The organism is Curtobacterium sp. 'Ferrero' (assembly GCF_002412165.1).
Classification (GTDB): Bacteria; Actinomycetota; Actinomycetes; order Actinomycetales; family Microbacteriaceae; genus Curtobacterium.
The window spans coordinates 293,305-318,197 of sequence record NZ_NXIA01000001.1; the positions used below are offsets into that span (position 1 = coordinate 293,305).

Genomic DNA, 24,893 nt, shown 5'->3' on the forward strand with positions numbered 1-24,893 from the left:
TGACAAGTTCAGAGCAGGGACCCGAGGTCGGAGCCGAGGGAGGGGTAGGTGGCGGTGGCGGATCTGAGTTGCCGTGTCGTGAGCCCGAGTTTGATGGCGAGGCCGAAAGTGTTGATCAGTTCCGAGTAGCCGGGGCCGAGGAGGTGTGCGCCGAGGATTTGGTCGGTGCGGATGTCGATAATGACCTTGGCCGCGGCGGTGGTTTCGGCCACCCGGTAGGTGGAGTACCAGCCGCTGGTGTCGGTGAAGCGGATGGCGATGTCGTGGCTCGGGGCCGCTTCTTCTTCGAGGAGGCCGACGCGGTTGAGTTCCGGGATGGTGAATATGGTCGTGGGGACCCCGATGTAGTCAGGTGCCGTGGTGGTGCCCTTGAGCATGTTCGACGCGGCGACTTTCCCTTCGAACACGGCCACCGGGGTCAGGGGGCGCCCGGCCGTGTCGGCGGCGTCTCCGGCGGCGTACACGGCGGTGTTGGTGGTGCTTTGCAGGTGGCCAGCTACCGTGACCCCACGCGGACCGCTGGCGATGCCGGCAGCGTCCAGGCGCAGGCTCTCGACATTCGGGAGGCGGCCGGCGCCGTGGACGACGAGGTCCGCATCGATGCGCTTTGCTATGCCGTCACTGTCGACGCCGATCTGCAGTCCGGTGGAAGTGGCGTCCACCGTGGAGACGCGGGTACCGCGGAGGATGCGGATGCCCGCCTGCTCGCTCCGTGACACCAACAGCCCCACCAAGTCGGGATCGAATTCGCGCAGCGGCCGGGGACCGTGGTCGACGATCGTGCACTGCGCACCAGCTCGGGCGGCGATGTGGGCGAACTCAAACGAGATGAACCCGCCGCCAATGAACACGATCCGCTTGGGCAGTTCCTCCAGATCGAGGAACTGCGTGCTGTCGATCAGGTGCTCCGCCCCGGGGAACGTCAACGGCTTTGGTGTGGCGCCGGAGGCGATGAGGAACCTTTCCGCCTGATGGGTCGTGCCGTCGATGCTCAGGGTGTTCGGACCGGTGAACTCAGCATGGCCGTGGAAGGTGGTGGCGCCGTTGCCGGTGAGTTCGTCTTCCACGCCCTTCGGTACCCCATCCGTGAAGCCGCGCTTTCTCTGCATCAAGGCTGCCCAGTCGACACTGAGGCCGTTTTCCTGAATACCGGTGCCGTTCATCAATCGGGCGGCATCGATGACTTCCGCTCCGCGGCGGAGGATCTTCTTCGGGTCGCATCCGCGAAGAGCGCACGTGCCCCCGTAGGGCAGAGCATCGACGATGCCGACCCGCCACCCTTGTGCCGCGCACTTGTTAGCTGCGGACGTGCCGGCCATTCCGGCGCCGATGACCAGCAGGTCGAACACGTCGCTCATCGGGTGCCTGCTTCGATGTCCGCGATCGCATCCCGGATTTGCTCTGTCGTCGGGGACCCGGCAAGGCCTTCGGGCGTCAGATACACCCGGCACGACAGGCCAGGAGGAGCGTCTGGCGCAGGGAACAGTGCTGCCCCGTCAGCCAGAAGAGTAGGAGACCCGCGGAAGTCGACTGATTCCGCTTCCTCTTGCGTTTCGATGCGGTGCCGCTTTACCGTGACCTCGGGTCGTTCCGCGGTGATCGCGGCGAGGCGCTCCGCGACCGTTCCCCAATTCGGGCATCCATCGAAGTACTGCAACGTGATCTCCATACGCCGACCGTAAACGTTGCAGCGAGGTACAAGGTCAAGTGGTGTGATGGAAGCATGCGCATCGGAGACCTCGCTGCCGCCACTGGCGTAAGCACGCAAACCATCCGCTTCTACGAACGCGAGGGGCTGCTTCCGGTGCCGAGTCGAGGGAGCAACGGATACCGGGTCTACAAGGATGAGGTCACTACACGGGTCGGGTTCATCCGTGCCGCTCAAGCAGCTGGGCTAACACTGTCGGACATCGCCGGCGTTCTCGCCCTCCGACAGGAAGGGCAGGCACCGTGCTCGCACGTGCTTTCGCTTCTCGCCAGCAGGCTCGGAGCGGTCAGAGCCCGCCAACAGGAACTCGCTCGCCTCGAAACGGAACTCGTCGCCATGATCACAACGAGTTCGACCTTAGATCCGACCACATGCACGGAGCGCAGCGTCTGCGACATCATCCCGCAGTAACATCATCAGCCACCGTGCTGAGAGACTCAGCGTCGAAGGCCTCAATGCCCATATGAACCGGCCAAGTCACAACTGCAAGAGGGCTGGACTGCTGGCGACGGCGACGATGATCAGCGCACCGAGCGTCACGGCGGTGACCGCTTGCAGCGGAACTGCGGCGGGGCGAGACCGGGGTTTTTCCGGTGCATGGAAGGCCGTTGACACCCACCGGAGGGTGTAGAACAGCGACGCGACTGAGACGGCAGCGGCGATGACCACCAGCCACGGCATGCCGCCCTGCCAGGTGGCCGTGAACACGGCGAGCTTGCCGACGAAGACGGCGGTTGGTGGTGTCCCGACAAGGCTCAGCAGGCCGACCAGGATGACACCGGTTATGACGGGATGTTCCCGTGCCGCTCCGCGCCATGAGGGAATTGTCCTGCGGTCTGGTACCGCGGCGATCGCGGCGAACAGGGCCAGGTTGGTCACGGCGTAGAACACCAGGTACATCAGCAAGGCGGCGCGCGCCGACGGTTCGACACCGATCACAGCGACGGGCATCAGCAGGAACCCAACCTGGCCAACCGTGGACCAGCCGAGCAGCCGCGGCGCGCTGCGCTGCCAGAACGCCGCGAGGGTGCCGAGGATCATGCTCGCGGCGGCGAGCACACCGACCAGCAGCGACGCGTTCACGGTGCCGGGTATGACGTCCACGAGGCGTGCCAGCGCGATCAGTGCCCCGAGCTTCGGGACGGTGGTGATGAAAGCGGCGATGCCGAGACCGGCGCCCTCTGCTGCATCCGGAACCCAGAAGTGCCCTGGGACCGCTCCGGCTTTGAACAGCAGGCCAGCGAGGACCCCGATGAATCCGAGCGCGATCGCTGCCGCCGGCACGTGTGGCAGCGCCTGTTGGAGCTCAGGGTAGGTGCTGCCGCCGGCGACACCGATGAGGACGGCGATGCCGAAGAGCATCACGACGCCGAAGATCGCGCCCAGCAGGTACGTCTTCATTGTCGCCTCGGCTGCGGCCGGGGATCGGGACAGTCCGATCAACGCGTAGAGCGGCACGGTCGCTAGGAGGAACCCGGTGGCGACGATGAGCAGGTCGTTGGCGCCGGCGAGGACGACCGTGCCGAGTGCCGCGAGGAGCAGCAGTGATGCGGTTTCGCTCTCCCGAGCGGAGCCTCGGGATTCTTCGCGTCCGATGAGCATCACGACCGCGGTCGCCAACGGTACGAGGATCCTGATCGTCGTTGTCGCGTTGTCGAGTGCGTAGCTGTCACTGAAGACGGACGGTGGCCCGGTGCTCAGAGCAGCGGTGACGGCGCTGCCGCACGCCACGATGATCGCGAACCAGGTCACGAGCGCCTGCCGGCGCCGGGGCAGGAAGCTGCCGCCGAGGAGCGCGACGATGGCACCGCCCATCAGGATGATCTCCGGCAGGAGCGCGCCGTAGTTCATGTTCACGCGGGACCTCCGACCAGCGCGGCGAGCTGTCGGGCGGCGGGAGCGATGAGCTGCAGCAACGGTCCGGGCACCACGCCGACCGCCAGGGAGAGCAGCAGGAGCGCCCCGACCGTCACGGTCTCCCGAGCGGTGACGTCGGTGAAACCATCGGCGAGGCGTTCCGTGGGTCCGCTGAGCAGCTTCTGCACGGTGCGGAGGAACAGCGCTGCGGTGATGAGGATCCCCGGCAGCGCGATCGCAGCGATCGCTGTCGCACCGATGCTGCCGGCGAATATCTCGAACTCAGCGATGAATCCGCTGAAGGCGGGGATGCCGAGGGACGCGAACGCGGCGACGGCGAACAGTCCGGAGAACCGTGGGGCCGGCTTCGCGAGGCCGCTGTAGTCGCTGATCTCGTAGCTGCCCCGCCGGTCGTGGAGGACACCCGCGAGGAGGAACAGTGCACCGGTGATGAGCCCGTGCGACACCATCTGCACGGTTGCGCCGGTGATCGCCAGCTGCTGCGCCTGTGCAGAGGATGACCCGGTCAGACCCGCGGCGCCGACGGCGAGCACGACGTAGCCCATGTGGTTCACCGAGGTGTACGCGATCAGCCGCTTCACGTTCGTCTGCGCCAACGCCACGAGTGCCCCGTACAGCACGGACACGATGCCGACGACGACGATCACCCATGCCCAGGACCGCCACGCGTCCGGCAGCATCGGCATCGCGATGCGGAGGAACCCGTAGGTGCCCATCTTCAGCAGGACGCTCGCGAGGACGACAGAGCCAATCGCGGGTGCGTCGGTATGTGCCGGTGGCAGCCAGGAGTGGAATGGGACCGTGGGGGTTTTGACGGCGAAACCCACGACGAGCGCGGCGAGGACGGCGCCGGCGGTCAGGGGTGTGCCGGTGAAGCCGTTCCGGGTGAGCTCGACCATGTCGAAGGTGTGCGGTGTGGAGCCGAGGTAGAGGCCGATGAAGCCGAGGAGCAGCGCCAGGGATCCGAGGAACGTGTAGAGGAAGAATCGCAGCGCGGACCGCTGGTGGTCGCCATGTCCCCACCCGGCGATCACGAAGTACATGCCGACGATGGACAGGTCGAAGAACACGAAGAACACGAGCAGGTCCTGCGCGGCGAACACCCCAAGACATGTGGTCTGGAGGGACAGGAAGAGTGCAGCCTGTGGGCGGGGCCGGTCGGTGTCCCGCATCGCCCAGAGCGCGCAGACGAGGAACACAACGTCGGTCAGGAGCAGCAACGGGGCGGAAAAACCGTCAACGCCGAGGTGGTAGCTGGTGCCGACGCTCGGCATCCACTCCATCCGCTCCTCCCAGTGCAGCCCCGACGCGGTGGATCCGGGGATGGACGCGAGGATCCCGAGGGCGAGCTCCACGATGCTCGTCATCAGCCACACCCACGCGGCTGCCCGTCCGGACATCGATCGCGTCAGGGCGAGGACCGCCGCGACGACAACGGGAAGGAACACGATCAGACTGAGCACGATCACCTCACGACCAAGAGCAGGACAGCTGCGGCAGCGACGGTCACGGTCGCGCCGATGTAGTAGTGGTGCACCTGGCCGGTCTGCGGTCGCCGAGCCAGTCGACCGAGGACCGCGACGGCGGAACCGATCCACCCCGTCACGGCGGCGGGGCCACGCTGATCAAGAGCGCGCGCGGCTCGGGCGGTCTGCTCGAGCGCACGGCCCGACCGATCGACTGCCGTGCCGTACCGGTCGTCGAGACGCGCGAGGGCGGCGGAGAGTCGCAGTGTCGGCGTGGCGATGACTGCAATGGCTGCCCGCTCCAGCCCGAACCAGTGCATCCCACTGCGGACTGTGGGTGTGCGCCACAGAGTCAACAGGACCACGACCACCGCGATTGCCCCGGACGCCGCGAGCTCCGGCCACGACACCGACGTCCCGGACAGCGGAGCGAGCATCGGATGCAACAGCGGTGTGCCGAGAAGCGCAAGTCCGGCTGCGGCAACGGCAAGCACCACCATCGGGACGACCGCGAGGCGTGGCACCCGCCGGGTGCCGCGCTCTTCGTCGTCCCAGGACGCTTCCGGTGTGCCGGCACGCCGCCACAGCAGCGCGATGATCCGGGCGGAGTAAGCCGCTGCAAGTGCCGCTCCGGCCAGGCCCGCCGCATACAACCAGGGTTCTTCCTCCAATGCTGCGGCGAGGACGACGTCCTTGGTGTACCAGAGCGACAACGGTGGCAGGCCGGCCAGCGACAACGCACCGACGGTCGCGAGGACGCCGACCGCGGGCCAGCGGGCGGCGACGCCGCGGAGACCGGTGAATTGTTTCGTCCCGGTGGCCGTCAGCCATGCGCCCGCGGTGAGGAACAGCAGCGCTTTCGTGGCGGCGTGTGCGACGAGCTGCGCGGTGCCGCCGCTGACCGAGCCGACGCCAGCGGCGAGGACGACGAACCCCAGCTGGGATGCCGTCGACGCGGCGAGGACCTGCTTCACGTCCCGCTGCGACAGTGCGATGACACCGAGGACGATCGCGGTCGTGACGCCCAGCCACGCCGCCGTCGGACCTGCCCAGCCGGTCACGTTCAGGAGCGGTTCGACGCGGAGGAGCAGGTACCCGCCCATGGCGACCATCGCTGCGGAGTGCAGCAGCGCACTCACCGCGCTGGGGCCCTCCATGGCGCGGGAGATCCAGAACGAGAACGGCAGCTGCGCTGCCTTCCCGAAGCCGGCAGCGAGCAATCCTGCGGCAGCGACGTGCACCCAGGGGCCTGGCAGCGACTGCAGTGCGGTCAGTGACCAGGAGCCGCCGCCGGCGACGACGGCGCCAGCGGCGAGGTACAGGCCGAGGTCCCCGGCGCGGGTGACAGTGAACGCGGTGAATCCACCGGCGACGCGGTTCCGGTCTTGCCAGCGGAATCCGATGAGCGCGTAGGAGGTGGCGCCCATCACCTCCCATGCGGCGAGGAGCAATGGCAGGCCGGTTGCGGTCACGGTGACGACGACGGCAGCGAGGAAGAGCAGCATCAGCCCGTGGAACCGCGCCGCCGGTCGGGTCCGGTCCGCAGTCGCGAACACGAGGACGAGGAATCCGATCCATACCACGGTCGGCAGGACGACAGCGGCCAGCGCGTCGACGCGGAGATCCGGGCCAGGGGCGCCAAGCATCGCAGGCACCCCGCCGGTCACCTCGGCACCCGTGATGGCTGCAATGGTCGCTGCGATCGCCATGACCGCTGCCGCGAAGAGGCTGACGGGAACGGCGATCCGTTCGGCGAAGCGTCCAGCTGTCGCCAGTGCGGCTCCGACGAGGGCGGGCAGGATGATGGCGGTGATCAGCGCGGCGCTCACTGGCTGAGGTCCGTCGCAGAATCGGTCATGTCGGAGTTCCGGGAACGGTGCAGGATCGTCGCAACCGCGAAGCCCATCGCCATCTCGATCGTCATCGCCGCGATGATCACCAGCAGCAGCACCTGCCCATCGACCGTCGGTGCGAGGTACCACCAGAACGCGGCGGCGGCGAGGATGACGGCGTTGATCATCACCTCGATGCCCATCATCACCATCACCACCACCTGCTGCGAGATCGCGCCGTACAGTCCGATGGCGAACAGCGCAGCCACGACGAGCAGAACGAGTTGCAGCGTCATCGTCCGACACCTCCCGGCTCCGGGTCAGCGGGGGCATTCTGGAGGTCGTCCCCGAGCCGGTCGTACCGGCCACGAGGGTTCGCCAGGACGAGGGCGGCGATGATCGTGGCGAACAGGATCGGGCTGATCGTCAGCATCACCAGCATTTTCGAGCTCATGATCGCCTCGCCAAGGGCACGGGTGGTGTCCGCCGCCGCGGTCCCGGCACGGGCTGGCCACGGGATGAAGAGCGCGGCTGCGGCGAGGCCGACGAACACGGCGGCCGCGATCACTGCCGCGGGGCGTTTGCTGTGGGTCATATCCATTGGCATCAGCGCCGGGTTCATGCCCATATAGGAGACCATGAACACCGCCATCACGGCCATCTCCATCACCATCATCAGGATCGTGATGACCCCGATGAAGTCCAGGTGCAGCACCAGCACGGTGACGCCGACGGCGATGAACGACACCGCCAGCGCGTACGTCGCGCGCGCCATCGAGTCCACCCGGAACACCGCGGCGGCAGCGAGCACCGCGACGACCGCCGCGACCCAGAACACGATCGTTGCCATCCCGGTCATCCTTTCCCCATCACGGCGAGCACCGACGTGACCAGCAGTTGCAGCAGCACCAGCGGCAACACGACAACCCAGCCCAGCTCCGCGAGCCGCTGCGGCCGGATCGCGGGCATCGCGTGTCCGAGCAGCAAGAACACGGCGAGCAGCAAACACGTCTTCAACAGCACCCATAGCGCCGACGGAAGCAACGGACCAGCTCCGCCGCCGAGGAACATCGGCACCGCGAATGCGGCGCCGACCACGAGCAGACACCATCTGCCGGCGAGAACGAGCAGTCGGTCGACGCCGGAGAGTTCCCCGAGGACACCGCCGGCGATGTCTGTGCCGGCGGGAAACGCGAACGGACCCCAGGCGGAGAACGCGGTGACGGAGGCGCAGTAGACGATGAACGCGACCGGCATTGTCAGGGCGAACCAGATCGGTTGCTGCGCGGCGACCACGTCGGTCAGCCGAAGGCTCTGCGCACCGATGGCGGGGGCGGTCAGGGCGAACATCAGCGGGATCTCGTACGCCAGGGCCTGCGCCAGGAACCGGTACCCGCCGATCAGCGGGTGCACGCTGTTGCCGCCCCACCCGAGCAGCCACCACAAGGCCCAGAGGGAGACGTCGACGGCGTTGAACCACACCACGCCGACCGGAATGTCCAGTGGTACCAGAGCGCCGACGGGAACGGCGAGAGCGGCGAGGAACGCGGCGACGGCTAGCCCGGACCCGCCGATCCGCCACAGAAGGGAGTCCGCGCCGAGCACGGATCGACGTTGTTGGCGGAGGAGCCGGCCGGTTTCCCGGAACGGCGAGAGGACCCCAACATGCACCGGTATCCCGCGGTCTCGTGCTGCCAGGGCGGCGTTGCCGCTGGCGGCCAGGATGGCGAGGACGAGGACGACGCCGGGCAGGACGAGTGCCCAGAGGGCGTTTCCGACATCAACCATGCTGATGCCGTCTCGTCGTGCCGACCTCATCGGCCGAGTCCGCGCGAGGCATGGGAAATACGGTGAGCGCAGCAATGATGAGGCGGGCGCTGCCGATGTCGCGTCCTTTAACCAGGGATGGGATCTCATCTACCGGCGTCGCCGGTTCCGGCTCGAACTGACGTCCGTTGAGTGCGGCGTCTGCGCGCTCGAGTCGAGTGAGGAGGACCGTGCGGACGTCGATGTCGGGTCGAACCTGGAGGCCGCGCAGGGACCAGCGGAGCATCACGGAGCGCTCGATCCGGCGGCGCAGCGGCCGAATGCGTTCCCGCGCCTGGTCCCGGCGGCCGGTCACGGCAAGATCCCGTACGCGGAGCGTCCGGGCTGCCACGGCATCCCATCCGGCGACGGCGAGTATCTGGGCGGCCTGGTCGAGCGCGGAGGCCGCGCCGCTCTGTGGCTCCCCCCGCTTGTGGTCGTCGACATCGATCACCGAGGCGGAGGCGTCGGTGATGGTGTCGCCGGTGAGCGTCACGTCCAGGATCACGCCAGCTGGCCAGACCGGCAGGATCGGACCGAGTCGCCGGTGCAGCACGTCCATCTCCAGCCCGTCCCGATCATCCGCCCCGTCGGCGAGTGGGTAGCCGCCCGGACCGCTCATCGACATGTGATCCATCGACATGTGGTCGTGACCGCCCATGGGCATGTCGTGTTCATGCATCGATTCGTCGGTGTCGTCCGGGTGCTCGTCGTTGGGATGTTCGTGGTCGGGGCCGTCCTCGGCGAGGTGCCGGCCATCGATCCCATCCTCGCGAGCGGCGGAGCGCTGTGCACGTCGGTCCGTGAGTGAGTCCTGCGCGGTCGTGAAGACGGTGCCGATTTCGTCGGGGCTGGTCAGTGCCGCCCGGTGCTTCGGGTAGGGCATCTGATCCCACACGCGGTCGATGACCGTCCGCATCTCTGGTCCGGGGATTCCGCACACGAGCAGGACGTCGCTTTCGGCCGGGTGGGTGGCCAGGACATGACCGGCGGACGCAGCCGCTGCTTCCAGTGCAATCCGGGCTGCACCGTTGCCGGGCACCTCGACGAGGAGCACATGCAGCGGTCGGCGGCGATCCGTGGTCACACCCATCGGAACGCTCCTTCCCGCCAGGCCCAGACGACACCCGCCAGGAGAACCCCGAGGAAGACGAACATCTCGATGACCGCCTCTGCACCCATCTGCGCGACAACGACAGCCCACGGGTACATGAAGAGCATTTCCACGTCGAACGCGAGGAACACCAGCGTCATTGGGTACCAGCGGGTGTGGAAGCGCGAGAGCGCGTGTTCCTGGAGATCCCACCCGGACCCGAACGGCAGCACGTCTTTGCGAATCGGAGCGACCGCTGTCGCTCGAGACAGCAGCATCAGGGCGGCGATGCCGAGCAGTGCGACGCCGAGCACGATGCCGATGGTGATGTACCCGGACATTCGATCTCCTTCCCGAGCTGCTATACCCCGGAGGGGTAATGCGGGTGAGTGTAGGCGGGCGGCGGGCTCGGTGTCCGCCGGTCAGCGAGGCTGGAACGTGCGCAGGCGCAGACTGTTGCTGACAACGAACACCGAGGAAAGGGCCATCGCGGCGCCGGCGATCATTGGGTTCAGCAGGCCGGCCATCGCGAGCGGGATCGCGGCGACGTTGTAGGCGAAGGCCCAGAACAGGTTCACCTTGATCGTGCCGAGGGTGCGGCGGGCGAGCGCGATCGCGTCCGCCGCGGCGCTCAGGTCCGCTCGGATGAGGGTGATGTCGGCGGCTTCCATGGCCGCGTCGGTGCCGCTACCCATCGCGATCCCGAGATCAGCGGCGGCGAGAGCGGCGGCGTCGTTGACGCCGTCGCCGATCATCGCCACGGACCGGCCCTGCTGCTGCAGCCGGGTGACGGTCCGGTACTTGTCTTCGGGTCGCACCTCGGCTTCGACGTCGTCGATGCCAACCTCCGCTGCGACGGTCCGGGCGACGTCTTCAGCGTCGCCGGTGAGCATGATCGTGCGCAGCCCCATGTCGTGCAGGCGACGGATCGCGTCCGGGCTGGTCGGCGCGATGGTGTCCGCGACGCTGATGACGCCGCGGGCTGCGCCGTCCCATGCGACAACGACCGCGGTCGCGCCGCCCTGTTCCGCGGTCCGGACCGCGTCCGTGACCGCTTCGGGGATGGTGATGGCCCACTGGTCGGTCAACCAGGCGGGTCGGCCGACGAGCACGAGGGTGTCGTCGACGACGGCTTGGACGCCGAGCCCGGCGGTGGACTGGAACGTGTCCGCGGTGGGGTGGTCGGTGGCGGCTGCGGTGATGGCGCGGGCGATGGGGTGTTCGGATCCTGCTTCCGCGGCGGCGGCGAGGGCGAGGACTCGGGTGTCGGTTTCCCCGCCGACGGCGGTGACCTGGTGGACGCTCATCTTGCCGGTGGTGACGGTGCCGGTCTTGTCGAGCACGACGGTGTCGATCCGGCGGGTGGCCTCGAGGACCTGGGGTCCGCGGATGAGGATCCCGAGCTGGGAGCCACGTCCGGTGCCGACGAGCAGCGCGGTCGGAGTTGCCAGCCCCAGGGCGCACGGGCAGGCGATCACCAGGGTCGCAACGGCGGCGGTGAACGCGGCTTGCACGTCGCCGGTGAGCAGCAGCCACCCGATGAGGGTCAGCACCGCCAGGCCCATGACGATCGGGACGAACACGGCGGAAACCCGGTCGGCGAGGCGCTGCACCTCGGCCTTGCCGGTCTGCGCGGACACGACGAGCCGGCCGATGCGGGCAAGCTCCGTGTCCTGGCCGACGCGGGTGGCTTCGACGATGAGTCGGCCGCCGACGTTCACGGTCGCGCCGGTGACGGTGTCGCCGGTGCCAACCTCGACGGGGACCGCTTCACCGGTCATCACGCTGGTGTCGATCGCGCTCGTGCCATCGGTGATGGTTCCGTCGGTGGCGATGCGTTCACCGGGACGGACCACGAACCGGTCCCCGACCTGCAGTGCTGCGGTCGGCACCTCAGTTTCGACACCGTCTCGGAGCACCCGGGCAGTCGGTGCACCCAAGGCGAGGAGCGCCTGCAGGGCGGCGCCGGAGCGGTCCTTCGCGCGGGCCTCGAAGTATCGGCCGGCGAGGAGGAACACCGTCACCGCGGCGGCGACTTCGAAGTACGGCTCCGGAGCCGCGCCCGGGTGCGGGAACCAGGAGAACGCCATCTGCATCCCGATGTGCCCGGCGCCGCCGAACACGAGCGCCCAGACGGACCACACGGTCGCGGCGGCGACGCCGACGCTGACGAGGGTGTCCATCGTCGCGGCCCCATGCCGGGCGTTGATCGCGGCAGCACGATGGAACGGCCACGCACCCCACACAGCGACCGGCAGCGCCAGCACCAGAACGGCCCACTGCCATCCCGGGAACTGCAGGACCGGGACCATCGACAGCGCCACCACCGGGACGGCGAGCACCGTGGACACGATCAGGCGCCGCCGGAGCGGCGCGAGCTCGTCGGTGTCCGCACCGGGCGGTTCGGGCAGGCGCGCGCCGTACCCGGCCGCTTCAATGGTCCGGATCGCGTCGTCGACAGCGAGGTCCGCGGGGAGCGTGACGGAGGCGCTTTCCGTGGCGTAGTTCACGCTCGCGGTCACGCCGGGCAGCTTGTTCAGCTTCCGCTCGATCCGGTTCGCGCACGACGCGCAGGTCATCCCCTCGATCGTCAGCTCAACCGGCGGGGTGCTGGTCGTGGTCATGATGCGACCAACGTGTAGCCGGCCTCCTCCACAGCGGCGGAAACTTCCTCCTGCGGCAGGTCACGGGTACTGGTCACCCGGGCGGTGGAGACACCGCCGACGTTGAGGTCGATCGTCACGTCCGTGACACCCGGCACGGCGACGAGTTCCTCGTTGACACTCATCACGCAGTGCCCGCACGTCATGCCCGTGATGGCGTACGTGTTCGTCAGCTGCTCGCTCATCGTGGTGATCCCTTCGTTCTTCACGTTCATCAGGTACCCTAGGGGGGTACCGTAGTGAGTGTAACGCCGGTCGGGCGGATGTGTTCCCAATCCGCCAAACCGGCATCCGGAAAGAGGACGTGATGGCGAGCAGAACTGATCGGCGCGAAGAGGCGCGGCGGAAAGCCGCTGACCGCAGAGCGGAACAGCAGCGCAGCCGCACCCGCCGGTGGTGGCTGCTGGGCGCCGCCGTGGTCATCGTCCTCGCCGCGGTCACCACGATCACGGTCACCGCGCTGAACCGTGGCAACGACACGGCGCCAACAGCGTCCGGAGCGACAGCGGCCCCGCCGTGGCCGGCCCCCGCGGATGCGGCGGCGCGGGCGAAGGCTGCCGGGCTCGAGGTGGCGGGGATGGAAGGTGCAGCGCTGCACACCCATCAGCATCTGTCCGTATCGGTGGACGGGGAGCCGGTGGCGGTGCCGGCGAACATCGGCGTCGACGTGCAGCGGGGCGGCATGTCTGCACTCCACACCCACGACACCTCCGGCATCGTGCACGTCGAGTCCGCGAAGGTGCAGCCGTTCACCCTCGGACAGCTCTTTACCGAGTGGGACGTGACCTTGCGAGACGGGCAGGTCGGCGGGTACGTCGACGGGAAGAACGACCGGCACGTCGCCGTGTTCGTCAACGGCACCCGCACCACCACGCCCCTGCCGGATCTGGAACTGCAGGACCAGCAGGACATCGCCATCGTCATCACCCGTGGGTCCGGTACGCCGATCGCGCCGACCCCGTTCGATTGGTCGACGGCGGCATGAGCGCCGCTACCGTAATCGGTGAACCCCGAGGAGCGTCCATGACCGACACCACCGCACCCGCAGCAGAGCACCACCACGGGTACATCACCGCGAAGGACGACTACCTCAAACGGTTGCGCCGCATCGAGGGGCAAGCCCGCGGCCTGCAGCGGATGGTCGATGAGGAGCAGTACTGCATCGACATCCTCACCCAGGTGTCCGCGATGACGAAGGCGCTGCAATCCGTCGCGCTCGGCCTGCTGGATGACCACCTCGCGCACTGCGTCACCGACGCCGTCGCCGAAGGCGGCGACGCGGCCGCGGTGAAGCTCAAGGAAGCCTCCGACGCGATCGCCCGCCTCGTGCGCGCCTAACCAGCTCTCCGCCCACCAGACGGGGCGGTTGTCCTCTCAGCGCTCGTCCTGCACCATAGAACCCGCACCCCCGCCAGCCATCAGTACGGATCCGCATGCTCACCACCGCGAACACCACGCGCCGCCGCCTGCTGCTGCAGGCCACGGCAGTGCTGGCGTTGCTGCTGCTGGTCGGGTTCACGGTCCTGATGCACAGCATGCTCGGCCACGCGACCACCGGCGAGCACGCCATGACCGCCATGACGGCCGAGCACACCCACAGCGACGCAGCCGAGCACGCTGCCGCGCCGGCTGGCGCGGTGGTGAGCGTGCTCAGTGATGCTGGCTGCGATGGCGGCCTGTGCGCGCTGATGTGCTCCCTGATGGGGATGGCCTGCGCGCTGACGATCGCCCTGTTCGCGTGGGCGCTTCTGCGCACCCGGAACGGCGGGGTCCTCTACGTCCTCGCACGCCTCCTCGCCCTCGGGGACCGTGTCGCACGCCGCGTCGCGGCACCCAAGCCGCCATCACTGACGGCGCTGCAGATCATCCGTATCTGATCCATCCCCGGCGGGAGCGCTCCCTTCGGAAGCTCTCGCATGCCCAGAACACGGGCAGGTATTCGCCTGCCCGGAACACCTGACGCATCACGGGATTGGATCCATGAACACCACCATCACGCGCACCCTCGCGGCCACCGCCGCCCTCACCATCGGCCTCACCCTCGCCGGATGCTCCACCAACAACGCCGGCTCCTCGGACAACTCCTCCTCGTCGTCCTCGTCGTCCTCGTCGACGCACAATGACCAGGACGTGACGTTCACGCAGGGGATGCTGCCGCACCACAAGCAGGCCATCGAGATGAGCGACATGCTCCTCGCCAAGGGCTCCGACGTGGACCCCGACGTCGTCACGCTCGCGAAGCAAATCAAGGCCGAGCAGGCACCGGAGATCAAGACGATGACCGGCTGGTTGAAGGCCTGGGGCGAGCCCACGGAGATGTCGAGCATGTCCGGGATGGATCACTCCTCCATGTCGGGCGGGATGATGTCCGACGCCGATATGAACGCCCTCGACAGTGCCTCCCCGGCGGACGCCGGGAAGCTGTTCCTGCAGCAGATGGTCGAGCACCACACCAGCGCTGTCGACATGGCGAAGACCGAAGTCGATAAGGGCAAGAACACCGACGCGGTCGCGATGGCGAAGTCGATCGTGTCGAGCCAGACCGAGCAGATCAGCCAGATGAAGGACATGCTCGCGTCGATGTGACCCCGGCCGTGGGTCGCGGCGGTGTCCCCCCTCCCTGCCGCGATCCGCGACCGGCTTTCCCCCTCTCCCGCTCGAGCACCCCGCCGAGCGGCCCTGTTTCTTCTGACGGGCTCATCCCCGTCCGCCGTCTTTCTTGGAGCCTGCCTGTGCCCCAGCAGCACCCCCACACCCCCACTGCAACGCCGCTGACGCGCCGCGAAGCCCTCGCCGCAGAACGCGCCACACCCCCCGCTCCGCGGACGCCCCGCATCCGCCGGACCCCCGCTGTCGTGAGTCGGCCGCCGCTGCCCGCCGTGACGGTGGCCGCGCCGGCTCCGACGCGGACGTTCCGATCCCGGGCGCTGGCGGCGATTCCGCTGACCGGTGCTGCTGCGGCGATGGCGCTGTTCACCGCCGCGGCGCTTCCCGCGCAGGCATCTACCGGCCCCGCCGTCACCGTGCCCGGCGGCACCCCGTCCGCTACCGGGCAGAGCTTCACCGCGACCGGGCTGACCGTGACCGTTGACCGGGACGGCTACACCGTCACCAAGCCCGCCGTGAAGCCCGTGATCACCAAGACGACCACCAGCACCACGAACAGCGCCACAGCAGCGGCAGGTAGCACGGCTGCAGTCGCGCCCACCGGGACGATCGTGAACACCGGCGCCGGCGATATCCGCTGGCCCGTCGCCGGCAGCATCCGGGTCAGCTCCCCGTTCGGCCCCCGCCTCGCCCCGTGCGCGGCGTGCTCGTCGATCCACCAGGGCGCCGACATCACCCCCGGCGCCGGCACCCCCATCGGCGCCGTCGCCGCCGGCACCGTCCGAATCTCGGGCACCCACCCGGAGTACGGCCAGTACGTCATCATCGACCATCAGATCGACGGTCAGACCATCTCCACCCTCTACGCGCACATGATCTTCGGCTCGTCACCGCTGCATGCCGGGCAGAGCGTCGCCGTCGGGCAGCTCGTCGGCCTCGTCGGCAACACCGGCGCCAGCACCGGCGCCCACCTGCACCTGCAGGTCATGCTCGGCAGCAGCACCCCAATCGACCCCATTGCCTGGCTTACAACGAATGCCGGGCGCACCTTGTGAGCGGCGCCCACTCAGCCCGCTCCGCGGCAACCATCCGATCGCGCGCCGACGATCGCCTCCGGGCCGGCGGCAGCGTTGTGGAGAGCCGGCCGGCTGCACGTCGCCGATCATCGGTCGATACCGATATGATCGGCGTATGACGATCACTTGCCGGATGATGGTTCCCGTGTCTCGGCCGCCGCTTGTTGAGTCGAACCGATGATCGGCACGATTGCGGCGGCGGTGGGTCTCTTTGCTGCCACCAACATCGATGACGTCGTGGTCCTGACGGTTCTGTTCCTCGCATCGACGCGTGGAACGTTGCCTGGGTGGAAGGTCGTCGTCGGTCAGTACGCCGGCTTCATCGCCCTCGTCGCGATCAGCGTCCTCGCTGCCGCGGGGCTCACCATCGTTCCGGACAAGTGGGTGGGGCTGCTGGGGCTCATCCCCCTGGGTATTGGTCTGGTGGGGTTGGTCCGTGCTCTGCGACGACGCGGTGATGACGACGACGATGACGACTCGGTGGTGCGCGCGGGTGGGGTCCTCGGGGTCGCGGGGATCACCATCGCCAACGGCGCCGACAACATCTCCCTCTACACGCCGGTGTTCCGGACGACCCCGATCCCGGACACCGTGGTCACGATTGCGGTGTTCCTTGTGCTCGTCGCGGTGTGGTGCCTCGTGGCTCGCTTCGTGGGGACGAACAAGACCGTCACGGAAGCCCTCGAGAAGATCGAGCACTGGCTCGTGCCCGCCGTGTTCACGGGCCTGGGCCTCTACATCCTGATCGAGTCCGGTGTGATCGTGCGACTCATCGACGTGCTCTCGTGAGAGCGGGTACACGAGTGGTCGTGGTGCTGCTGATCGCCGGGGCCGCGCTCACCATCGACCAGCTCACGAAAGCGTGGGCACTGTCCGGCCTCGGCCCGTCGCGCACAATTGAGCTGGCTCCGGGTGCGACCCTCCAGCTCGTGTTCAACCCCGGCGTCGCTTTCAGCCTCGGCAGCGAGATGGGGCCGCCGCTCGCACTCGGCATCATCGCCCTGACGTTGTGCCTGGCAACGTGGGCAGTCGTGCGCGCCGTGCGCGGCACCGACATGCTCGCCACTGGGCTGATGAGCGTCGCCGTCGGCGGGGCCGCAGGCAACCTCTGCGACCGCATCACCCGCGCCGATTCCGGGCCGCTCACTGGCGAAGTCGTCGACTTCATCAACATCGACTGGTTCGCCATCTTCAACGTCGCCGACATCTTCGCCACCCTGGGGATCGCCGGATTCGCGATCCGCTTCCTGATGCCGGGCAGCCACAAGGACGAGCCCGCGCCCACGGAGCGATCAGCGTGACCGGGAACCCTTTCGCGGAAGCGATCCTCAGCGGGCAGCTCCTGATCGCCGTGCCGGTCGCACTCCTGGCCGGGCTGGTGTCCTTCCTCTCACCATGCGTTCTCCCACTCGTCCCCGGGTACCTCGGCTTCATCGGCGGTGTCGCAGAACAACGCCGCCGCAGCACGCTCACCCTGGGCGTGCTCCTGTTCATCCTCGGCTTCACCGTCATCTTCGTCGCCTACGCCGCCGCATTCGGCGCCGCCGGCTTCTGGCTGATCCGCTGGCGCGACCTGCTCACGCAGATCCTCGGCGGCTTCGTCATCATCATGGGACTCGTGTTCATCGGCCGCTTCGGGATCCTGCAGCGCACCCTCAAACCACGATGGAAGCCGGCCACCGGCATCGCCGGCGCACCCCTGCTCGGGATCGTGTTCGGGCTCGGATGGACCCCCTGCCTTGGCCCGACCCTCACCGCGATCAACCTGCTGAGCCTGCAAGCCGCGAGCACCTGGAACGGCGTCCTGCTCGGCATCGCCTACTGCCTCGGACTCGGCATCCCCTTCCTCCTCCTCGCCCTTGGAACCACCTGGGCCACCACCGCGATCAGCCGCGTCAAACGGCACCTACGGACCGTGAACCTGATCGGTGGTGGCACGCTGATCCTCATCGGTGTCCTCATGGTCACCGGACTGTGGTCATCGCTGATGTACACGATCGGCGCGCAGATCGGGCAGTACGTCACCCTCCTCTAATAAGGCCGACCATCGCACCACGCAGGCCCACGGCTGTCAGACATGACGGCGCAGCGGAACGCGAGTGGCGGGTCGCTGCGAAGAATCGCGTCGACGAGGCATCAGCGGGACGCGCAACGAGGCGCACCGATATCATCGGTGTATGCCGATCGTAGAAGCACGGGGCGATCTTGCCGCCGTATCGCTGTTCCACTCGCTCGCGGACCCGACCCGACTGCGCATCGTGCGTCGCCTCCGTTTGGGAGAGGCTCGCGTGAGTGACCTCGTGGCGGAGTTGGGGCTTGCGCAGTCGACGATCTCCGAGCATGTCGCGTGCTTGCGTGACTGCGCTCTCGTAGAGGGGCGGACTCAGGGCCGGCAGGTGTTCTACTCGCTCGCGCAGCCGGAGCTGATGGATCTCCTCGAATCTGCGGAAACGCTGTTGCACGCCACCGGCTACCAGGTGGACCTCTGCGGCACCTACGGCTCGGACGCGAGGGCTACCGAATGAGCACCCGCACCGTGACCGAAACGGAGCAGCTCACCCGACGAGGGCTCCGCCTTGCGCAGTTCACCGTCGCGTACAACGTCATCGAGGGAATCGTCGCCATCGCAGCGGGTATTGCCGCGGGACTTGTATCCGTCATCGGCTTCGGTATCGACTCCGGGATCGAGTCGATCGCCGCAGTGCTGGTGGGTCTGCGTCTCGCGGCGCGGCTCCGTCATGGTGAAGCGGACGAGGCCAAGGAGCGACGTACGCTGAAGTTCGTCGCGGTGACGTTCTTCCTCCTCGCGGCCTACGTCGTCGTCGAGGGCATCCGCAGCCTGATCAACCATGAGACGCCCGAGACCTCCCCGGTCAGCATCGTGCTCCTGGTCCTTTCGATCATCGTCATGCCGGTCCTTGCCGCGCTGAAAACCCGAGTCGGAAAGAAGCTTGGAGACCCGCTGATCCTCGCGGACGCCGCAGAAACCCGGATCTGCGTCCTCCTCAGCATCTCAACCCTCGTCGGACTCCTCCTCTACGCCCTCACCGGCGCAGCATGGCTCGATCCCGTCGCGGGATTCGTCATCGCCCTCTTCGCCATCCACGAAGGACGCGAAGCCTGGGAAGGTGAACTCGTCGAAGATGACGATGACGACTGAAACAACCGCTCTCTAGCGACACCAAGCGCCGCGACCCAGCGGTGCTGTCCACAAGTAACTTGCTTGCTCTTCCAGCTTCCGTCGCCGGGTAGTCGATTGGGGTTCACGAAGGACAACTAGCTTCGTACTTGATGCGGTCCAGCGAGCACGGTTCGTTTCGGGTCGACGTGCACGCTGTCCGGGCCGTCGCCGTCGTACTCGTGGTGGTCTATCACCTTGGGGTCGGCTGGTTCCCCGGCGGTTTCGTGGGAGTCGATGCCTTCTTCGTCGTCTCCGGCTTTCTCATCACCAGGCAACTCAGTCGTGAGCTGGAGTGCCGCGGACGGGTGTCGGTACTGGCGTTCTGGGCCCGGCGTGTGCGCCGTCTCGCACCGTCTGCGCTGATCGTACTTGCGGTGACGGGGGCCGCAGCATTGGCGCTGTACCCGAAGGAGGACTGGCCGAAGCTCGGAGCGCAGTTCGCCGGGAGCGTGGGCTCCGTCGAGAACTGGGTGCTCGCTGCGTCGAGGACCGACTATCTCGCTGCCGGTACGCCGTCGACCCCGTTTGAGCACTTTTGGTCACTCGGCGTCGAGGAGCAGTTCTACATTGTCTGGCCGATCCTGCTTCTACTGATCTGGCGATTCGCCCCTCGGAGGCCGCCTCTGATGTGGGCCGTCGGGGCGGCGACCGGGGCTTCCCTTGTTGGTTCCGTGCTCCTGACCGCCTTGGAGCCGGCCGCTGCGTACTTCTGGCCACATACGCGGGCCTGGGAGTTCGGGGTTGGGGCACTGCTGGCGCTGCTCGGGCCGCAGTCCGGCGCGCTCCTCCCGCTGAAATCGCAGACGCGCGCCGGGGCCGCGCTGCTCGGGTGGGCGTCGCTGACCGCCGCGGGCGTGCTTTTCTCACCCGGGGTGTCGTATCCAGGGATCCTGGCCGCGATCCCAGTCGCGGCGACCGCGCTCATCATCACTGCCGGCGCGGACACGGGCGTACTCGGCTGGGTGCTCCGTTGGGGTCCAGTGCGCTGGCTTGGGTCCATCTCCTACCCGCTGTACTTGTGGCACTGGCCGGTCGTACTGTTGCTCCCGCGAGCGGTCGAGCTGCCGTCCCCGGTTCGAATCCTCGCTACTGCCGCACTGTCGCTGATCCTCGCGCAGCTGACGCACGTCCTGGTCGAGAATCGCGGTCGTTTCGGACCGCTCTCACGCCGCCGCTCAACAGCTGTGCTCGCCGTGACGGCAGGTGTGATGGTGGTGCTGCTGCTCGTCCCAACGACGGGTTGGGCGGCGCTGCAGGGTCAGGAACGTCAGGACCGGGCGGTCGCGGTCACGCTGAGCGGGGGCGGCTGCTTCGGCGCCGCGGCCGCGTGGAATCGCTCCTGCCAACTCAGTGGTGATCCGCGGGAGCCGTTCACCCCGGCCACCATGACCGCCGCCTACGACATCGACTCGACGTGGGACGACTGCGAGGCACAGACCACTGCCGCCCGCAGCTGCGTGGTTGGCGTGCGAGGGGGCACTCGAGTGGCGTTGATCGGGGACTCCCACGCCCACCAATGGGCTTCGACGCTGACACGGATCGCTCGCGAGCGCGGCTGGGAACTGCACCTCTACGTCAAGGGCGGGTGCGACTTCTCCCACGTGCGGTGGTCTGACGTGTCGGACGCGAATCAACGACGGTGCGCAATCTGGAACGATGACGTCGACCGCTCACTCGAGGCCGAGGCTCCATACGCGCTGGTCTTCACAGCCGCTCGCGCGGATCTCCGCGGCAACCCGGTAGGAGCCGACCCCGACCGCGCGGCACAGCGCGGCTACCGTGCATCGTGGGGGCCGCTGATTGCCCGCGGGGCGACGATCCTTGCGATTCGGGACACCCCCGCCGCGGGTACGGGTGTGCAACGTTGCCTCGATGTGAATGGGGACGCGGTTTCCCGCTGCCAGTTGAGTACAGCGCGCGCGTTCGCTGCGACGGACTACCTCACGGTTGCGGCGCAGCGCATCCGTGGTGCGCGGGTGCTGGATATGACGGCGTCGTTCTGTCGTGCTGGGTGGTGTCCTGCGGTGATTGGGAACGTGCTCGTGTATCGCGACTCGCAGCACATCACTCGCACCTACGCGAACACCCTCACGCGTCCGCTGCAGCGCGCTGTCAACGCCGCACTTGCACCAGCGCTGGCAGCGACGCATCGGACGGCGACGGCTGAGGTCACTCGTGTGGGCGGTCACGCCCGTTCATCGCGGCGAGCCGTTCGTTGTAGGCGCGAAGCTCAGCGTCGCCGTCGCGTTCCGCCTGACGATCGAGGCGCTTGGCGTCGCGCTTGTCCGACGTGACCCAGTTCCGCACGACAAGCAGCGCCACGAACACCATCGGCAGCTCGGAAGCACCCCACGCAATGCCGCCGCCGGTGTGTTGGTCAGCGAGGAGCGCAGCTTCGTTTGTTTGTCCGAGTGCGCGGAACCAGTCCAGTGCATACACCTCGGTTGAGGTCATCACTGCGACGCCGAAGAACGCATGGAACGCCAGCGTCGCCAGCAGCGCGATGATGAGGATCGGGTACGCGGGCCGTTGCGGGCCGGGGTCGACGCCGACGAAGACCCAGAAGAACAGGTAGCCGCTCAGCACGAAGTGGACGACCATGACGATGTGCCATTCGTGTGACTGCATCGCGGCTTGGAACGCCGGGGTGAAGTAGAACACCACGAGGGACCCGGCGAAGATCACCCCGGCCACCGCCGGCTTGGCCATGAATTGCATGTAGCGCGAATGCACGAACAGCATCAGCCACTCGCGGGCGCCGCGGGAGCCGTCGTTGCGCACCGGCAGGGTGCGGAGCGCGAGCAGCACCGGGCCGCCGAGGACGAGCGGCAGCGGCACGAACATCATCAGGAGCATGTGCTGGATCATGTGCGAGGAGAAGTGGATCATGCCGTAAACGGCAGGGCCGCCGTTCATCGTCCAGATGAAAATGAGGCAGCCAGCGACCCAGCTGATTGTCCGCCCGATCGGCCACGCGTCGCCGCGCTTGCGAAGTTTGCGGACGGCGATGAGGTACCAGCCGATGCCGATGACGGCGAGTGCGGTCCATGCCCAGTCCCAGTGCCACGCGCTCAGGAAGTTCTGCAGGGTCTGGGTGGGCGGGTAGGTGAAGCCGATCAGCCCGTCACGCGTGTCTGCCCCGGTTTCCGGTGTCTGCGGGATCGGCGGTTGGCTCCGGGATACGGCGACAGAGGCGCCGATCGCAATCGCCATGAAGATGATCTCGGCGAGTGCGAACCGGACGAATAGTCGACGGTTCGCTGGGTTTCGGAGGAGTCCTGGGACGAGTTTTCGGCGCTGCACGACGCCGGCGATGCCGAGGAGGATCAGCGCGGCCGCTTTGACGGTGATCAGCCACCCGTACGAGGTGGTGACCAGATCTGCAGGTCCGGTGAGTCGGAGCGCCGCGTTGACGATGCCGGAGAACGCGACGGCGGCGAAGGACCAGCCGGCGAGGGTCGAGTATCGGGCAACAACACGGCCGGTCGCGCCCTTGGTCATTGTGCGCAGCAGCAGCACGGCGGTGAGCCCACCAACCCAGACGCATACGCCGATCAGGTGGATCGCGAGTGAGTTCACGGCGTTGGCGTGTTCGAGCGAGCCAGCTGCGTGCCCGGAAAGCGACAGCGGCAGAAGCGCGAAGATGGCGAAGACCGTGGCGACGGCGATGCTGGTCACCCGCGTTGCGAACGCGGCGACGATCGTTGCAATCAGGACCGCGTTCGCAGAGACGAGGTACACCTGCCCGGCTTCCAGACGGAAGAGAAACTCCGGAAACGTTCGCGCGAACACGGAGCTCGTGATCGGGGCGCCGATGGTGTTGGCGCCGGTGAAGACGATTCCGACCACGGCGGCGAGGAACCAGAGCGCGCCGCTCCACGCCGCCCAGCGTGCGGCCCGGTACTGCGTCCAGGAGGCTCGGCCCCGTTCCTTGCGCTGCCCGGGCAGCGCGAACGCTGCGACGATGAGCAGCCCGATCGTGACTGCCGCCATGGCATCGTGGACTACTCGAGCGATGGGCAGGCCGTAGTCGACCAGCCTGCCGGCGTCGACGAGCTGCGTCGCTTCTCCGAGCGCACCGGTCAAGGTCAGCCCGAGCAGCGTGCATGCCAGTGCCAGTGGTACCGCGACGACGAGTGTCGAGCGGACTGCTACCGCGTCCGGTGCGGCGCCAACGGGTGCGCCGTGGGTGTTTGCCGCGCGGTGGTTCGTGTCAGTCAATGGGTCATCACAGGTCGTTGTCGGGCCGCTGGTTCATCGCTGTGCAGCAGGTTCCGGGGTGGAGAAGCATGCGACGTGTCAGACGTGGGGGGTGTGTTCGTGTTGGCTGTGTCCGGCCGGTTCCAGCTGGAAGGTGGAGTGCTCGACGCTGACCTCGAAGTGTTCCGCGACGCACCGCTGGAGGTCATCGAGTAGTGCCGGCACGCTGCCGTCGGTGAAACAGGCGGAGTCAATGCTGACATGTGCGGTGAGCACCGGCAGGCCCGTCGCGATCTGGGACGCGTGGAGGTCGTGCACATCGATCACGTGTTCCCGCTCGAGCAGGTGTGTGCGGACGTCGTCGAGGTTCAGGCCTGTCGGCGTGGACTCGAGCAACACGTTCACGGTCTCTCGGAGCAGCTTGAACGCCCGCGGCAGGATGAGCACGCCGATGAGAAGCCCTGCGATGGCGTCGGCTCCGCCCCAACCGGTGACGGCGATGATGATCGCGGCGATGATGACGGCGACGGATCCGAGGGCGTCGTTGAGGACCTCGAGGAACGCGGCTCGGAGGTTGAAGTTCGCGTTCCGTCCGGAGGCGAGCACCAGGATCGACGCGATGTTACCGACGAGGCCGATGATGCCGAAGACGAACAGCCCCCCGGAGGCAATCTCCGGAGGTGCGAACAGCCGCTGGACCCCTTCGATGAGGACGAACAGCCCGACCGCGAGCAGGACTGCTGCCTGCGCTGTGGCAGAGAGCACCTCGGCGCGGGCGAAGCCCCAGGTGCGCTTCGCAGTCGTGGGTCGTCGTGCGAGGTTCGCCGCGACGAGTGCAGTTGCCAGCCCGCCGGCGTCGGTGAGCATGTGTGCTGCGTCGACGAGGAGCGCGAGGCTGTTGGTCGCAATGGCACCGATGACTTCGGCGACGAGGATCGTTGCGGTGATGCCAAAGGCGATCGCGAGGCGCCGGCGGTTCACGGCGTGCGCGTCGATGCCATGGTCGTGCGGAGTGCTCATGCGTCGTGCTCCGTGTTGTGATGGTGCCGGACGACGTCGCCGACGGTGTGCTCGGCCTGGAAGATGGCGTCGTGCACGAGCTTGTTGGCGTGGTCGTTCGCGAGGCGGTAGTAGACCCGGTTGCCCTCCTGCCGGGTGGTGACCATGCGGGCCATGCGCAGCTTCGCGAGATGCTGCGACACGGCGGTCTGGGATCGGTCAACGACGGCAGCGAGGTGCCCCACCGGCATCTCCTCCTCCCGGAGCGCGAGGACGAGCCGGATGCGAGTCGGGTCGGCGAGCATGGCGAAGATCTCGGCGGCCAGTTCGACGTGTGCATCGTCGAACTCCGCCAACCCCACATTCGAATATTCGCTCATGCGA

26 protein-coding genes and 1 pseudogene are annotated in these 24,893 nt (G+C 67.6%); 12 read left to right on the top strand and 15 right to left on the bottom strand.

The window, feature by feature from the left end; genetic code table 11:
- Positions 1–8: 8 nt before the first annotated feature.
- Together Csp2054_RS01345 and Csp2054_RS01350 are read right to left on the bottom strand one after the other, a co-directional pair.
- Positions 9–1,358, bottom strand: a complete 1,350-nt coding sequence (locus Csp2054_RS01345) for a dihydrolipoyl dehydrogenase family protein (protein ID WP_096897493.1) — start codon at positions 1,356–1,358, stop codon at positions 9–11.
- Entirely contained in the window at positions 1,355–1,669 is a 315-nt protein-coding gene (locus Csp2054_RS01350; protein WP_096897494.1) for a thioredoxin family protein, read from the bottom strand. Before Csp2054_RS01350 ends, Csp2054_RS01345 begins: the two co-directional genes overlap by 4 nt.
- A 54-nt stretch (positions 1,670–1,723) precedes the next feature.
- Here Csp2054_RS01350 and Csp2054_RS01355 point away from each other — a divergent pair, with 54 nt between their 5' ends.
- Positions 1,724–2,119: a heavy metal-responsive transcriptional regulator gene (locus Csp2054_RS01355; protein WP_096897495.1), complete on the top strand. Its 396-nt coding sequence runs from the start codon at positions 1,724–1,726 to the stop codon at positions 2,117–2,119.
- A 66-nt stretch (positions 2,120–2,185) separates the two neighbouring features.
- Here Csp2054_RS01355 and Csp2054_RS01360 read toward each other — a convergent pair whose 3' ends face one another.
- The 10 genes from Csp2054_RS01360 to Csp2054_RS01405 form a co-directional block, all read right to left on the bottom strand.
- On the bottom strand, positions 2,186–3,559 hold the full coding sequence (locus Csp2054_RS01360) for an NADH-quinone oxidoreductase subunit N (RefSeq protein WP_096897496.1): 1,374 nt from the start codon (positions 3,557–3,559) through the stop codon (positions 2,186–2,188).
- A gap of 2 nt (positions 3,560–3,561) precedes the next feature.
- Positions 3,562–5,049: a NuoM family protein gene (locus Csp2054_RS01365; RefSeq protein WP_096897642.1), complete on the bottom strand. Its 1,488-nt coding sequence runs from the start codon at positions 5,047–5,049 to the stop codon at positions 3,562–3,564.
- A 2-nt stretch (positions 5,050–5,051) separates the two neighbouring features.
- Positions 5,052–6,881 (bottom strand): proton-conducting transporter membrane subunit, encoded by a 1,830-nt coding sequence (locus Csp2054_RS01370; RefSeq protein WP_096897497.1) that lies wholly within the window; start codon positions 6,879–6,881, stop codon positions 5,052–5,054.
- Positions 6,878–7,180, bottom strand: coding sequence for an NADH-quinone oxidoreductase subunit NuoK (gene nuoK / locus Csp2054_RS01375; protein WP_092091742.1), 303 nt, complete (start codon positions 7,178–7,180; stop codon positions 6,878–6,880). Before nuoK ends, Csp2054_RS01370 begins: the two co-directional genes overlap by 4 nt.
- Positions 7,177–7,734, bottom strand: a complete 558-nt coding sequence (locus tag Csp2054_RS01380; protein ID WP_255252558.1) for an NADH-quinone oxidoreductase subunit J — start codon at positions 7,732–7,734, stop codon at positions 7,177–7,179. The genes nuoK and Csp2054_RS01380 overlap by 4 nt, the downstream gene beginning before the upstream one ends.
- A 5-nt stretch (positions 7,735–7,739) precedes the next feature.
- On the bottom strand, positions 7,740–8,702 hold the full coding sequence (locus tag Csp2054_RS01385) for an NADH-quinone oxidoreductase subunit H (RefSeq protein WP_217508545.1): 963 nt from the start codon (positions 8,700–8,702) through the stop codon (positions 7,740–7,742).
- A complete protein-coding gene (locus Csp2054_RS01390) occupies positions 8,665–9,783 on the bottom strand; it encodes a hypothetical protein (RefSeq protein WP_141399071.1) in 1,119 nt (372 codons plus the stop codon). Before Csp2054_RS01390 ends, Csp2054_RS01385 begins: the two co-directional genes overlap by 38 nt.
- Positions 9,774–10,124, bottom strand: a complete 351-nt coding sequence (locus Csp2054_RS01395; RefSeq protein ID WP_096897501.1) for an NADH-quinone oxidoreductase subunit A — start codon at positions 10,122–10,124, stop codon at positions 9,774–9,776. The genes Csp2054_RS01390 and Csp2054_RS01395 overlap by 10 nt, the downstream gene beginning before the upstream one ends.
- Before the next feature lie 81 nt (positions 10,125–10,205).
- Positions 10,206–12,407 (bottom strand): heavy metal translocating P-type ATPase, encoded by a 2,202-nt coding sequence (locus Csp2054_RS01400; protein WP_096897502.1) that lies wholly within the window; start codon positions 12,405–12,407, stop codon positions 10,206–10,208.
- Positions 12,404–12,661, bottom strand: coding sequence for a heavy-metal-associated domain-containing protein (locus Csp2054_RS01405; RefSeq protein WP_255252559.1), 258 nt, complete (start codon positions 12,659–12,661; stop codon positions 12,404–12,406). The genes Csp2054_RS01400 and Csp2054_RS01405 overlap by 4 nt, the downstream gene beginning before the upstream one ends.
- Before the next feature lie 92 nt (positions 12,662–12,753).
- On the opposite strand from Csp2054_RS01405, the gene Csp2054_RS01410 reads away from it, so the two are divergent.
- From Csp2054_RS01410 to Csp2054_RS18420, 11 genes and pseudogenes are all read left to right on the top strand, one after another.
- Positions 12,754–13,431: a hypothetical protein gene (locus Csp2054_RS01410; protein ID WP_141399072.1), complete on the top strand. Its 678-nt coding sequence runs from the start codon at positions 12,754–12,756 to the stop codon at positions 13,429–13,431.
- 38 nt (positions 13,432–13,469) lie between these two features.
- Positions 13,470–13,784, top strand: coding sequence for a metal-sensitive transcriptional regulator (locus tag Csp2054_RS01415; RefSeq protein ID WP_056120637.1), 315 nt, complete (start codon positions 13,470–13,472; stop codon positions 13,782–13,784).
- A gap of 95 nt (positions 13,785–13,879) precedes the next feature.
- Positions 13,880–14,323 (top strand): hypothetical protein, encoded by a 444-nt coding sequence (locus tag Csp2054_RS01420; RefSeq protein WP_096897504.1) that lies wholly within the window; start codon positions 13,880–13,882, stop codon positions 14,321–14,323.
- Positions 14,324–14,426: 103 nt separating this feature from the next.
- Positions 14,427–15,032, top strand: coding sequence for a DUF305 domain-containing protein (locus tag Csp2054_RS01425; RefSeq protein ID WP_079238220.1), 606 nt, complete (start codon positions 14,427–14,429; stop codon positions 15,030–15,032).
- 293 nt (positions 15,033–15,325) lie between these two features.
- Positions 15,326–16,108, top strand: coding sequence for a M23 family metallopeptidase (locus Csp2054_RS01430; RefSeq protein ID WP_079238221.1), 783 nt, complete (start codon positions 15,326–15,328; stop codon positions 16,106–16,108).
- Between the two features lie 198 nt (positions 16,109–16,306).
- Complete coding sequence (locus Csp2054_RS01435; protein WP_096897505.1) at positions 16,307–16,918, top strand: cadmium resistance transporter; 612 nt, start codon at positions 16,307–16,309, stop codon at positions 16,916–16,918.
- A 20-nt stretch (positions 16,919–16,938) separates the two neighbouring features.
- On the top strand, positions 16,939–17,430 hold the full coding sequence (locus Csp2054_RS01440; RefSeq protein WP_175349928.1) for a signal peptidase II: 492 nt from the start codon (positions 16,939–16,941) through the stop codon (positions 17,428–17,430).
- Positions 17,427–18,164 carry a cytochrome c biogenesis CcdA family protein gene (locus Csp2054_RS01445; RefSeq protein WP_096897506.1) on the top strand — a complete coding sequence of 246 codons (738 nt, stop codon included), beginning with the start codon at positions 17,427–17,429 and terminating at the stop codon, positions 18,162–18,164. The genes Csp2054_RS01440 and Csp2054_RS01445 overlap by 4 nt, the downstream gene beginning before the upstream one ends.
- A 142-nt stretch (positions 18,165–18,306) precedes the next feature.
- Entirely contained in the window at positions 18,307–18,654 is a 348-nt protein-coding gene (locus Csp2054_RS01450; protein ID WP_096897507.1) for an ArsR/SmtB family transcription factor, read from the top strand.
- A complete protein-coding gene (locus tag Csp2054_RS01455) occupies positions 18,651–19,289 on the top strand; it encodes a cation diffusion facilitator family transporter (RefSeq protein WP_096897508.1) in 639 nt (212 codons plus the stop codon). Before Csp2054_RS01450 ends, Csp2054_RS01455 begins: the two co-directional genes overlap by 4 nt.
- Before the next feature lie 131 nt (positions 19,290–19,420).
- A pseudogene (locus Csp2054_RS18420) lies at positions 19,421–21,394 on the top strand (acyltransferase family protein); the annotation flags it as partial.
- An 85-nt stretch (positions 21,395–21,479) separates the two neighbouring features.
- Here Csp2054_RS18420 and Csp2054_RS01465 read toward each other — a convergent pair.
- From Csp2054_RS01465 to Csp2054_RS01475, 3 genes are all read right to left on the bottom strand, one after another.
- Positions 21,480–23,531 (bottom strand): cytochrome c oxidase assembly protein, encoded by a 2,052-nt coding sequence (locus tag Csp2054_RS01465; RefSeq protein ID WP_096897510.1) that lies wholly within the window; start codon positions 23,529–23,531, stop codon positions 21,480–21,482.
- A gap of 78 nt (positions 23,532–23,609) precedes the next feature.
- The gene (locus tag Csp2054_RS01470; protein ID WP_096897511.1) at positions 23,610–24,530 is read right to left on the bottom strand and encodes a cation diffusion facilitator family transporter; all 921 of its coding nucleotides are present in this window, start codon (positions 24,528–24,530) and stop codon (positions 23,610–23,612) included.
- Complete coding sequence (locus Csp2054_RS01475) at positions 24,527–24,889, bottom strand: ArsR/SmtB family transcription factor (RefSeq protein WP_096897512.1); 363 nt, start codon at positions 24,887–24,889, stop codon at positions 24,527–24,529. The genes Csp2054_RS01470 and Csp2054_RS01475 overlap by 4 nt, the downstream gene beginning before the upstream one ends.
- Positions 24,890–24,893: the final 4 nt, after the last annotated feature.

Coding starts and splice junctions, on each gene's coding strand:
- Csp2054_RS01345 (WP_096897493.1), bottom strand. CDS start 1,358: ATGAGCGACGTGTTCGACCTGCTGGTCATCGGCGCCGGAATGGCCGGC.
- Csp2054_RS01350 (WP_096897494.1), bottom strand. CDS start 1,669: ATGGAGATCACGTTGCAGTACTTCGATGGATGCCCGAATTGGGGAACG.
- Csp2054_RS01355 (WP_096897495.1), top strand. CDS start 1,724: ATGCGCATCGGAGACCTCGCTGCCGCCACTGGCGTAAGCACGCAAACC.
- Csp2054_RS01360 (WP_096897496.1), bottom strand. CDS start 3,559: ATGAACTACGGCGCGCTCCTGCCGGAGATCATCCTGATGGGCGGTGCC.
- nuoK (WP_092091742.1), bottom strand. CDS start 7,180: ATGACGCTGCAACTCGTTCTGCTCGTCGTGGCTGCGCTGTTCGCCATC.
- Csp2054_RS01380 (WP_255252558.1), bottom strand. CDS start 7,734: ATGGCAACGATCGTGTTCTGGGTCGCGGCGGTCGTCGCGGTGCTCGCT.
- Csp2054_RS01385 (WP_217508545.1), bottom strand. CDS start 8,702: ATGAGGTCGGCACGACGAGACGGCATCAGCATGGTTGATGTCGGAAAC.
- Csp2054_RS01390 (WP_141399071.1), bottom strand. CDS start 9,783: ATGGGTGTGACCACGGATCGCCGCCGACCGCTGCATGTGCTCCTCGTC.
- Csp2054_RS01395 (WP_096897501.1), bottom strand. CDS start 10,124: ATGTCCGGGTACATCACCATCGGCATCGTGCTCGGCGTCGCACTGCTC.
- Csp2054_RS01400 (WP_096897502.1), bottom strand. CDS start 12,407: ATGACCACGACCAGCACCCCGCCGGTTGAGCTGACGATCGAGGGGATG.
- Csp2054_RS01405 (WP_255252559.1), bottom strand. CDS start 12,661: ATGAACGTGAAGAACGAAGGGATCACCACGATGAGCGAGCAGCTGACG.
- Csp2054_RS01410 (WP_141399072.1), top strand. CDS start 12,754: ATGGCGAGCAGAACTGATCGGCGCGAAGAGGCGCGGCGGAAAGCCGCT.
- Csp2054_RS01415 (WP_056120637.1), top strand. CDS start 13,470: ATGACCGACACCACCGCACCCGCAGCAGAGCACCACCACGGGTACATC.
- Csp2054_RS01420 (WP_096897504.1), top strand. CDS start 13,880: ATGCTCACCACCGCGAACACCACGCGCCGCCGCCTGCTGCTGCAGGCC.
- Csp2054_RS01425 (WP_079238220.1), top strand. CDS start 14,427: ATGAACACCACCATCACGCGCACCCTCGCGGCCACCGCCGCCCTCACC.
- Csp2054_RS01435 (WP_096897505.1), top strand. CDS start 16,307: ATGATCGGCACGATTGCGGCGGCGGTGGGTCTCTTTGCTGCCACCAAC.
- Csp2054_RS01450 (WP_096897507.1), top strand. CDS start 18,307: ATGCCGATCGTAGAAGCACGGGGCGATCTTGCCGCCGTATCGCTGTTC.
- Csp2054_RS01455 (WP_096897508.1), top strand. CDS start 18,651: ATGAGCACCCGCACCGTGACCGAAACGGAGCAGCTCACCCGACGAGGG.
- Csp2054_RS01470 (WP_096897511.1), bottom strand. CDS start 24,530: ATGAGCACTCCGCACGACCATGGCATCGACGCGCACGCCGTGAACCGC.
- Csp2054_RS01475 (WP_096897512.1), bottom strand. CDS start 24,889: ATGAGCGAATATTCGAATGTGGGGTTGGCGGAGTTCGACGATGCACAC.